We start from the raw sequence: 9,357 nt of genomic DNA, 5'->3' as shown, positions 1-9,357 counted from the left end.
GTCCCGGGCGGCGCCCGGTCAGTCGTCCGAGCCGGGCGGCGGCCGCTCGATTAGATTCTGCACGGCCCGGCTCAGCACCAGCACGCCCCCGACGATGAGGACCGCGCCCAGCGCCTCGGGCACCAGCCACCAGCCGGTGCGGATGCGCTCCTCGAACAGGAAGATGCCCAGGGCCAGGCTGACCACCGCGTCCCCGATCGTCAGCGCGGGCTGGGCGGCGGCCAGCGGACCCGCCTGGAGCGCGTTCTCCAGCAGCAGCACCGCCGCCACACCCGCCAGCGCGAAGCCGTACGTCTGCCAGGAGGTGATGAACGCCAGGAAGCCGTTGTCGGCGAACGTGCCGGTGGCCGACTTCAGCAGGGCTGCCGTCAGCGCGTTGGCGATCGCCGAGCCCGTGGCCAGCAGGGCGGCGCGGCCGGTCGCCGGACGCTCGTGGCGGGCCAGCAGTACGGCCACGACGACCGCCCCGACACCCAGCACCAGCGCCGGCACCCAGCGGGTCAGCGGCGCCTGGTCACGCGCCCCGTGCGGCGCGGCCGCCGCCAGCAGCACGGCCAGGCCCGCCACCACCCCGCCGACCCCCCACCAGCCGTAGCGGGGCAGACGCCGGTGCAGCAGCGGGCCGACGATCAGCAGCGCGAAGGGCAGCTCCAGGATGAACAGCGGCTGCACCAGCGCCAGCGGCCCGTTGACCAGCGCCAGGCTCTGCAGCACCGCCGCGCCGATCACTCCGGTCATGCCCAGCACCCAGGCCGGACGGCGCACCAGCTCAGCCAGCAGCTTCAGACCGCCGCGCTCGCTGGTGGACGCCGCCTTGCGCTGGAAAGCCGTTCCCATGGCGTTGCTCGCGGCCCCCGCGACGGCGAAGGCCGCGGCCAGTTCGATCACTGCTGTCTCCCGCCTGCGCAAAGCACTGCTGTCTCCCGCCTGCGTAAAGCCTATGAAAAGCCTACGAAAGCCCTCGTCCTCGTGCCGCCGGACCACCGCCGAGCGCACCCGTCCGCGCGGGGCTCCGGCCGAAACTCCGGCCCATATTCACTCGTTCGGGTTCTTTCTGTGCTGATGTCCGCGTCTGGGCGCATGGCGCGTCGCTGGACGGAGAGAAACCGGACATGCACGAACCGAATCCGGGCAGCCCCCTACCCGGTCCGCGTTCCGCCGCCGCTTCCGACGTGGTGTTCACCGCCGACTTCACGTCCGAACGGCAGTGGGTGGCGGGCCGTTCCTGGGCCTATCCCGACGGCGGCCCGGTCAATCCGGGCGACGACAAACTCGACTACCTGGTGGCCGACCCCGCCTACAGCCGCTCGGGTGTCTTCCGGGCCAGACGCAGACCCGACGGCAGGTGGAACACCGGACTGCTGACCACCGAGGGCAGCCCGGACGGCTTCCAGCTCCGCGCCGGCGACATCCTGGAGGCCCGTGTCCAACTGCCCCGCGAGATCGGCGCCTGGCCCGCCATCTGGACCTGGCGGGACGGTGGCCAGGAGGTCGACATCTTCGAGTACCACCCGGACAACCCCGACCTGCTGGAGTTCACCAACCACATCCGCGGCAGCAACCGCTACTGGCGCGACGACATGATCAGCCCCGGGGCGTGGGTCGACCTGCGCACCGAGTTCGGCAGCCGCTCGGTCGCCTGGTGGGTCAACGGCAGACGTGTCTTCACCGACCAACGGGGCACCGGAAGCGGCTGGCACGCGTACATCATCGTCAACCTGTCCGTCTGCGGCGGCCGCTATCACCCGCCGCCCCGCCGCGACACCACGGAGATGTCCTACACGGTCAGCCGGCTGGTCGTCCGACGCCCGAACTCCGGGCCCGCCGCCGCTGCACCCCGGGCCGCCACCACCGAGGAGAGCGCCCATGAGCAGAGGGAGCTGAGGGCCGGCGAGCAGAGGGAGGAGAGGGCCGGGTCCTGAGCCTCAGTCCACCGGCCAGGTGTGCACCGGGGCGTTGAGGTGCATGTAGTCGATGTACAGCTCCGTCATCCGGCGCAGCGCCTCGTGGCGGCTCGCGCGCGTGGTGTCCTCCAGCTTCCGCACGGTCTCCTTCTGCCAGACCGCGCCGTTGCGGGCGGTGATACAGCGCTGCTCGATGATGCCGAGCAGCGGCTCCCGCCACGCCGCGTCCATGCCCGACAGCTCCAGACCCCGGTGCGCCAGCGGCAGCAGCCGCCGCAGCACCAGTTCCGGCACCGGTACCTCGCCCATGCCCGGCCAGTACAGCAGCGCCTCTATGCCGTGCCGGGCCGCCGTGTGCAAGTTCTCCTCTGCCGCCGCGAACGACATCCGGGACCACACCGGCCGGTCCTCCTCCACCAGGGCCCGCGTCAGGCCGTAGTAGAAGGCACCGTTGGCGAGGGTGTCCGCGACGGTCGGGCCGGCCGGCAGCACCCGGTTCTCCACCCGGACGTGCGGCCTGCCGTCCGCGACCGCGTACACCGGGCGGTTCCAGCGGTAGATGGTGCCGTTGTGCAGGGTCAGCTCGGACAGCTCCGGAACGTCCCCCCGGTCCAGCGTCTCCGCCGGGTCCTGGTCCTCGCACAGCGGCAGCAGGGCCGGGAAGTAGCGCAGGTTCTCCTCGAACAGGTCGAAGACGCTGGTGATCCACCGCTCCCCGAACCACACCCGGGGCCGTACCCCCTGCACCTTGATCTCCTCCGGCCGGGTGTCCGTCGCCTGCTCGAACAGCGGGATGCGGGTCTCGTGCCACAGCTCCTTGCCGAACAGGAACGGTGAGTTCGCCGCCAGCGCCACCTGCACCCCGGCGATGGCCTGCGCCGCGTTCCAGTAGCCCGCGAAGTCCTCCGGGGAGACCTGGAGATGGAACTGCGTACTGGTGCAGGCCGCTTCCGGGGTGATCGTGTCCGCGTAGGTGCGCAGCCGGTCCACGCCGTCCACCTCGATGCGCAGATCCTCGCCGCGGGCCGCGAACACCTGGTCGTTGAGCAGCCGGTAGCGCGGGTTCTCCGACAGCGCGGCCACCCCGATGTCCGCCTGGCGCAGTGTGGGCAGGATGCCGACCGTCACCAGCCGCGCGCCGACCGTACGGGCCCGGTCCTCGGCGTGGTTGAGCGCCGCCCGGATCTCGCCCTCCCAGGCGTCCGGGCCGCCCGCCGTCAGCCGGCGTGGCGGTACGTTGATCTCCAGGTTGAACCGGCCCAGCTCGGTCGACCAGGACGGGTCCGCGATGGCCTCCAGCACATCGCTGTTGCGCATCGCGGGCTCGGCGTCCGCGTCCACCAGGTTCAGCTCGATCTCCAGCCCGACCTGCGGCCGGTCGCTGTCGAACCGCGACTCGCACAGCAACTGGTCGAACGCGTCGAGGCACTGCTGCATCTTGAAGCGGTACCGGCGGCGGTCCTCGCGGGTGAAGACGAGCGCCGGGACGTCCCGTCCCATCGGCCCTCCTGGATTCCCTCCTCCAACACCTGTGCACTCAAGCGTCGCACCACCCACCGCACCCCACCACGCGACGGCCCGCCGCTACGAGGGGTCCACCCGGGCGAGCAGCAGCGCCACGTCGTCGTGGTCGTCGGGGTGGCGCAGCCCGTGCACCAGCCGGTCGCAGACCTCCTCCAGCGAGCCGTCCGGCTCACCCAGCAGGGACAGCAGCATCGCCAGCCGGTCGTCGATGGCGTGCTGCCGGGTCTCCACCAGGCCGTCCGTGTAGAGCACCAGCAGATCGCCGGGCTCCATCGGGACGGTCGCCGCCTCGAAGGGCACTCCGCCCACCCCGAGCGGCGCGGCGGTGGGCAGGTCCAGGAACCTCGGCGCCCGGCCCGTCCGGGCCAGGGCGGGCGGCAGATGCCCGGCGTTGGCGACCGTGCAGCGGTTGGTGGCGGGGTCGTACACCGCGTACAGACAGGTGACGATGTAGTGCTCCAGATCGCAGGTGATCTTGTCCAGATGGCGCAGCACCGCCTCCGGGGCCAGGTCCAGGTCGGCGTAGGCGCAGGTCGCGGTGCGCAGCCGGCCCATGGTGGCGGCCGCGTCGATGCCGTTGCCCATCACGTCGCCCACCACCAGGGCGGTCCGGTCGTCGGCCAGCGGGATCACGTCGTACCAGTCGCCGCCCACCTCGCTGGTTGCCTGCGCGGGCTCGTACCGGGAGGCCACCTCCAGGCCGGTGTGCCGGGGGGAGTGGTCGGGCAGCATGCTCCGCTGGAGGGTGAGCGAGGTGTTGCGCACGCTCTGGAACCAGCGCGCGTTGTCGATCGCCACCCCGGCCCGGCCCGCGATCTCGGCGGCCAGCACCACGTCGTCCTCATCGAACGGCATCGGGTTGTGGGTCCGCTTCAGGTCCAGCGCGCCCAGCACCTCGCCGTGCGCGATCAGCGGCACCGCCAGATACGAGTGCACGCCCGCCTCCTGGAGCAGCGCCTCGCAGTCCGCGTCCCGTGCGATCCGCGGCAGGTCGGCGGCCTGCACATGCGGGACCAGCACAGGGCGTCCGGTGTGCACGCACAGGGTGACCAGCCGGTCCCCGTCGTACGCGGCCAGGTCGCCCGGCGGGTCGGCCGCGCGGGTCGCCACGGTCGGGTGGGCCGCCTTCAGGGCGAGCGCCCGGAACAGCTCGGGCCCGTGGTCCGGCCTGCTCGTCCGGCGGCAGGCCAGCGCCGAGTCCAGCACGTCCACCGCGACCACGTCAGCCAGCACCGGCGCCGCGACCTCGGCCAGTTCACGGGCGGTGCGCTCGACCTCCAGGGTGGTGCCGATCCGCGCGGAGGCGTCCGCGATGACCGCCAGCCGTCTGCGTGCGCGGTCCGCCTCCGCGGCCGCCTGGTGCCGTTCGGTGACGTCCACGACGGAGACGGCCGCCCCCAGCACCCGGCCGCCGGGGTCCTCCAGCCGGTAGAAGGACAGCGACCAGGCGTGCTGCTGTCCGGGATCGTCGCGCGGGCGCCCCACGTGGTACTGGTCGAGCAGCGGGATGCCGGTGGTGAGGACCTGGAGCAGGGCCGACTCCACGGTCTCCATGTCCGTCAGCGGCAGCGCCTCGCCCAGGCTCCGGCCCACGTGCTCGGCGGCCGGCAAGCCGTCGATCCGCTCCAGCGCCGGGTTGACCAGCAGATACCTCAGGTCGGGATCGAGGAGGGCGAGGCCGATGGGGGACTGGTAGATCAGCCGATGGCACAGCGCGAGGTCGGTCTCCACCCGCTGGAGCACGGCCCGGTCGGCGGCGATACCCAGCGCGTACACCTCGCCCCGGTCGTCGAGGAGCCGCATGGTGCGGAACTCCGTGAGCCGGCTGGAGCCGTCCTTGCACCGCACCGGAAACGCGCCTGCCCAGCCATTGCCGGTGGCCAGCACCTCGGTGAACAGGCGCACCGCCGACTCCAGCCGGCCCGGCGACACCAGCAGCCGGCCCGCCTCGGCACCGAGCGCCTCCTCGGAGGTGTAGCCGAACAGATCCTCCGCCTGCGGGGTCCAGAAGACGATGCGTCCGCGGGTGTCCAGGACCACGCCGGCCACGCTCAGCATGTCCAGCAGCCCCGTCGGCCGGGGTTCCCCGGCCTCGTGCTCATCGTCGGACCGCAAGGAGTCCACTGCCATCCCGCCACCTCCACCTTCCGGTACGGGCATCGCCGGCAACTCGGTACCGGTACCTCCATGCTGCCCCCGTCGCCCGCTCACGCCCACCGGGACGGCCGTCACCGCTCCTCGGCACCGCCGTCGCCGCCGCTCTCGTCATCGTGCGAGGGCGCCCAGTGGTGCTCGGTGAACCACCGGCCGAGCAGGGCGCCCCCGTACAGCACGAACCCCACGCCGATCAGCCAGGACGACACCACCAGCACGGTGCCGACCGCCCCGTAGCTCAGCGCGTTGGTCACGATCAGCGGGGTGAACACCAGCGTCGAGAAGGCGCGCAGCCCGGCCAGTCCCAGCACGCTGGCGACCGCGCCCGGCAGCAGGTCCCGCCAGCGGACCTGGCCGCCCAGCAGGAACCACGGGCCCCACCAGAAGAAGAGCAGGGTGGTGAGCGTGGTCAGGACGGTCCGCGAGAACCCCTGCATCGTGGTCCCTGTCTGCACCTCCTGGTACAGATACGCCATCAGCACCACCAGCCACGTCGCCTGCCGCCATACCCGGTGCCACGGCCCGGCGGCGAGCCCCCAGATCCGCTCGAAGGCGTTCTGCACACTGCCACCGAAGGACACCCCGAACACGGCCAGCATCAGGATGCTCCACGCGCTGGTGGTGCCGATGACCTCGCGCGGCGGGCTGAACACATCGGTGAGCAGCCTCGCCGACCGCCCGGACAGCCCCATGCCGTCCGACAGCCACGACGGGAAACCGCCGCGCACCAGCGGGTCGGCGGCGGCGACCACGATCAGCAGCGGGGCCAGCGTCACCAGGGCGAGGGTGGCGAACCCCATGGCCCGGTGCAGCAGCTCCAGCTCGCGGCCGCGCCGGATCAGGACGTGCAGGGCCAGCCACTCCCACGCACGGTCCAGGCCGCGCTGCCGGCGCCTCACGGTCTCTCCCCGGCGGGTGGCGGAGGACAGGCGGGCCGACCGTCCTCGACGTGTGCGGGCTCGTTCAGCGACGCCGGGTTCGTGGTCGTCGCCGGCCTGATGCCGAGGAGCCGTGTGGTGCGGAACGCCTTGACCCGCCAGGCACCGTCGGGTTCCGGGACGTCCTCGGGCGCGTGCCGCCGCCCGCCGAGCCGCGGCATCCAGCGGTACTCGCTGCCGGGCGGCAGCGCCTTCCGCAGCATCGTCACCGACTCGTAGACGTCACGCGTGGAGTGCCCCGCCGTGCGGATGCGGTTGGTCATCCCGGTGCCGCCTCACCCGTCCGTCCGGCCGGTTCAGGCGTTCGCGGCCCGCACCAGCACCCGGTCCTGGGAGATCCGCACGTCCCAGGCGGGCTGGGCGACCGACGCCGGCCCCCGCGTGACCTCGCCGTCCGCCAGACGGAACGCGCTGCCGTGCCAGGGGCAGTGGATGCAGCCGGCCGCGTCGACCTCGCCCTCGTCCAGCGGCCCGCCGGCATGCGTGCAGGTGGCCGAGAGGGCGTCCACCGTCCCGCCGTGCCGTACCAGCACCACCGGCACACCCGCCGCGTCGGCCCGCAGCGGCCTGCCCTCCTCCAGCGCGGTCAGCGCCGCCACGTCCGTCCACCGGCCCGTCGGCTCCTCGAACGCCGTGTGGTTGACGCCGATGCCGTTCGCGTACGACAGATGCCCGCCCAGGTAGGCGGAGGCGCCGGTCAGGCCCAGGCCCACCCCGCTCAGCACGGCTCCGGCGCGGCGCCGCCCGGTCAGCCTGACCACCCAGGACGCGGCCTGCAGGACGGTCGCGGCGCTGTTGAGCATCCCGTGCACCAGGCCGACCCGCTGGGTGCCCCCGATGGTGCCGGCCCAGTCGGAGGCGCCGCTCGCCGCCGTGGGCACCACGGTGAGCACGCCGAAGCCGACGAGTCTGCGGGCCGCCAGGGCGCCGCGTTCACCCGCCGTCAGGTCCAGCAGCGTGGCCATGCCCCAGGCGCCGATAGGGATGTCGGTGAGCACCGGGTGCAGCGCGTGGCCCAGCCAGCCGCCCGAGAGCGCGTTCTTGACGGCGGTCGGCTCGGTGACCCTGTTCACCAGACTCGCGGCCGGACCGGAGAGGGAGTCGAGCGCGGTGCGGTCCTCGATGTCCCTGATGACGTGCGCGATCTGCTTGGGCATGACGGTCGCTCCTCATAGCGTTCGGACCTGACGGGCCGGTATCCCACGGGTAGCGCCGGCTCGCGCTCTCAACTGGACCTGGCTGCCCACGTCCGGGCATCCCGAGCCGCCCGTACGGCAGTTCGCCACCGCCACGGGGCCGGGCTCCCGTGCTCAGCGGGGCCACTCCCGCGGGCCCGCGCCCCGCCACTCGACCCACCGCGCCGCGACGACGTCCGGCTCCTCCACCGAGGCCAGATCCTCCGGCCCGGCCCGGCGCAGGAACTCCACGACGTCCAGCACGGTGTAGGCCAGGCCGACGAACCGGTCCCCGACACGCACCCGTCTGCCGCCGTCCGGCGCGGGCGGGTAGATCACGACGGGGATGTCCGGGGCCATGTCCCGAGCGTGGCCCAGGACCGCGTGCCCCGCATGCCGGAGTGCTCCGAGGCGGCGGCGAGCGGCGGGCGCTACTCCACGGCGGGGTCTTCGTGGGCGTGCCGCACCGCCTCCTGCACCTCCCGCTCCAGCGCGCACCGGTCCTCGCCGGTCCGGGCCGACCGCTCGGCGATGGCCGCGCACACGGCGTCGTAGGCCGTGCGCCAGCGGCGCCGCTGGGCGTCGTACTCGCTCCCGGTGAGACCGGCCAGCCTGGCCCGCTCCACCTCGGCGGACCGTTCCAGGGCGATGAGGCTGTCGGGAATGTCTGCCACGTGGGGATCGTAGACGCGACAGGCGGCGGGCGCCTCTTGTGTTCCGGACGGGGTCCCCGCAACCGGGACGGGACGGGGGTCCCCACATCGGGGACAGGCGGCCGGTTCATCCGAGGCAGGTGCCCCGACGGATTGGTCTCGATCTTTATTTCACCTGATCGGGGGAGTGACCAATCCGCTTCCGCAGCAGATCCGGATTCCCGGTGTGAGGGATGAGGAGTGGGACCACCGATCGCCGGCCGCCCCGGCGCGCCGTGCCTCGCGCGCGCCGCGTGGGCCGCTCGCGGGCTCAGCCGCGCAGGCGAACCGGAACCCGGCGGTAGGGGCCGCCGGGAGGCCCGCTCTTCGGTGGGGTCGGGGCGCCGACTGCCACGAGCCGCCCCGACCCCACCGGCACCCCGGCGGTACGGGCCGCCCCCGCGCCGCAGACCCACCCCGCCCCGGACCAGCTTGTCCCGCGATGCCCCCCAGTGCGACGCCCGTCGCGCGCCACACTCAGGAGATGACAGAGAAATGATGACCATCACCCGCACCCGCCGTGCCGCCGTCACCCTTGCCGCCGCCGCCGTGCTGCCCCTCGCGCTGAGCGCCTGCTCCTCCAGCGACACCAAGGACAGCGGCAAGTCCGAGTCCTCGGCGCCCGCCGCCTCCTCGCCCAAGGCCAGCGAGGACATGACCAGCATGGACCAGCCGTTCGGCTCAGCCTGTTCGTCGGTGCCGAAGGACGGCGCGGGTTCCTTCGACGGCATGGCCAAGGACCCGGTCGCGACCGCCGCCTCCAACAACCCGGCGCTGTCCACCCTGGTCACCGCAGTGAAGAAGGCCGGCCTGGTCGACACCCTCAACAACGCCCAGAACATCACGGTGTTCGCCCCCACCAACGACGCCTTCAGCAAGATCCCGAAGGCCACCCTGGACAAGGTCCTCGCCGACAAGGCCCAGCTGACGAAGATCCTGACCTACCACGTCGTCGGCCAGAAGCTCGCGC

General features: G+C 72.8%; 10 protein-coding genes. 2 read left to right on the top strand and 8 right to left on the bottom strand.

Going from position 1 to position 9,357, the window contains the following annotated elements; translation table 11 throughout:
* Positions 1 to 18 precede the first annotated feature (18 nt).
* A complete protein-coding gene (locus ACFWN1_RS29265; RefSeq protein ID WP_384368410.1) occupies positions 19 to 888 on the bottom strand; it encodes a DMT family transporter in 870 nt (289 codons plus the stop codon).
* Positions 889 to 1,112: 224 nt separating this feature from the next.
* Between ACFWN1_RS29265 and ACFWN1_RS29260 the strand changes: the two genes are divergently transcribed.
* Positions 1,113 to 1,922: a beta-glucanase gene (locus tag ACFWN1_RS29260; RefSeq protein WP_384368407.1), complete on the top strand. Its 810-nt coding sequence runs from the start codon at positions 1,113 to 1,115 to the stop codon at positions 1,920 to 1,922.
* 3 nt (positions 1,923 to 1,925) lie between these two features.
* Here the strand turns inward: ACFWN1_RS29260 and ACFWN1_RS29255 are convergent, their stop codons facing one another.
* From ACFWN1_RS29255 to ACFWN1_RS29225, 7 genes are all read right to left on the bottom strand, one after another.
* Positions 1,926 to 3,404 (bottom strand): glutamate-cysteine ligase family protein, encoded by a 1,479-nt coding sequence (locus tag ACFWN1_RS29255; protein WP_384368404.1) that lies wholly within the window; start codon positions 3,402 to 3,404, stop codon positions 1,926 to 1,928.
* Between the two features lie 84 nt (positions 3,405 to 3,488).
* The gene (locus tag ACFWN1_RS29250; protein WP_384368401.1) at positions 3,489 to 5,558 is read right to left on the bottom strand and encodes a SpoIIE family protein phosphatase; all 2,070 of its coding nucleotides are present in this window, start codon (positions 5,556 to 5,558) and stop codon (positions 3,489 to 3,491) included.
* Positions 5,559 to 5,656: 98 nt separating this feature from the next.
* The gene (locus tag ACFWN1_RS29245) at positions 5,657 to 6,481 is read right to left on the bottom strand and encodes a ribonuclease BN (protein ID WP_384368398.1); all 825 of its coding nucleotides are present in this window, start codon (positions 6,479 to 6,481) and stop codon (positions 5,657 to 5,659) included.
* The gene (locus ACFWN1_RS29240) at positions 6,478 to 6,783 is read right to left on the bottom strand and encodes a hypothetical protein (protein ID WP_384368396.1); all 306 of its coding nucleotides are present in this window, start codon (positions 6,781 to 6,783) and stop codon (positions 6,478 to 6,480) included. The genes ACFWN1_RS29245 and ACFWN1_RS29240 overlap by 4 nt, the downstream gene beginning before the upstream one ends.
* Before the next feature lie 33 nt (positions 6,784 to 6,816).
* Positions 6,817 to 7,677: a Rieske 2Fe-2S domain-containing protein gene (locus tag ACFWN1_RS29235; RefSeq protein WP_384368393.1), complete on the bottom strand. Its 861-nt coding sequence runs from the start codon at positions 7,675 to 7,677 to the stop codon at positions 6,817 to 6,819.
* A 153-nt stretch (positions 7,678 to 7,830) separates the two neighbouring features.
* Positions 7,831 to 8,055 carry a hypothetical protein gene (locus ACFWN1_RS29230; protein ID WP_384368390.1) on the bottom strand — a complete coding sequence of 75 codons (225 nt, stop codon included), beginning with the start codon at positions 8,053 to 8,055 and terminating at the stop codon, positions 7,831 to 7,833.
* Positions 8,056 to 8,126: 71 nt separating this feature from the next.
* Positions 8,127 to 8,369 carry a hypothetical protein gene (locus tag ACFWN1_RS29225; protein ID WP_384368387.1) on the bottom strand — a complete coding sequence of 81 codons (243 nt, stop codon included), beginning with the start codon at positions 8,367 to 8,369 and terminating at the stop codon, positions 8,127 to 8,129.
* 516 nt (positions 8,370 to 8,885) lie between these two features.
* Here ACFWN1_RS29225 and ACFWN1_RS29220 point away from each other — a divergent pair.
* The coding region (locus tag ACFWN1_RS29220; protein ID WP_384368384.1) for a fasciclin domain-containing protein at positions 8,886 to 9,357 on the top strand (472 nt) is incomplete at its 3' end.

This window comes from Streptomyces sp. NPDC058459 (assembly GCF_042721685.1).
Classification (GTDB): domain Bacteria; phylum Actinomycetota; class Actinomycetes; order Streptomycetales; family Streptomycetaceae; genus Streptomyces.
The sequence above is the reverse complement of the archived record's forward strand: the minus strand, read 5'-3'. Positions and strand labels throughout refer to the sequence as shown.

Excerpts from the sequence above, each read along its gene's own strand:
- ACFWN1_RS29260 (WP_384368407.1), top strand. The coding sequence starts at position 1,113 with ATGCACGAACCGAATCCGGGCAGCCCCCTACCCGGTCCGCGTTCCGCC.
- ACFWN1_RS29255 (WP_384368404.1), bottom strand. The coding sequence starts at position 3,404 with ATGGGACGGGACGTCCCGGCGCTCGTCTTCACCCGCGAGGACCGCCGC.
- ACFWN1_RS29250 (WP_384368401.1), bottom strand. The coding sequence starts at position 5,558 with ATGGCAGTGGACTCCTTGCGGTCCGACGATGAGCACGAGGCCGGGGAA.
- ACFWN1_RS29240 (WP_384368396.1), bottom strand. The coding sequence starts at position 6,783 with ATGACCAACCGCATCCGCACGGCGGGGCACTCCACGCGTGACGTCTAC.
- ACFWN1_RS29235 (WP_384368393.1), bottom strand. The coding sequence starts at position 7,677 with ATGCCCAAGCAGATCGCGCACGTCATCAGGGACATCGAGGACCGCACC.
- ACFWN1_RS29230 (WP_384368390.1), bottom strand. The coding sequence starts at position 8,055 with ATGGCCCCGGACATCCCCGTCGTGATCTACCCGCCCGCGCCGGACGGC.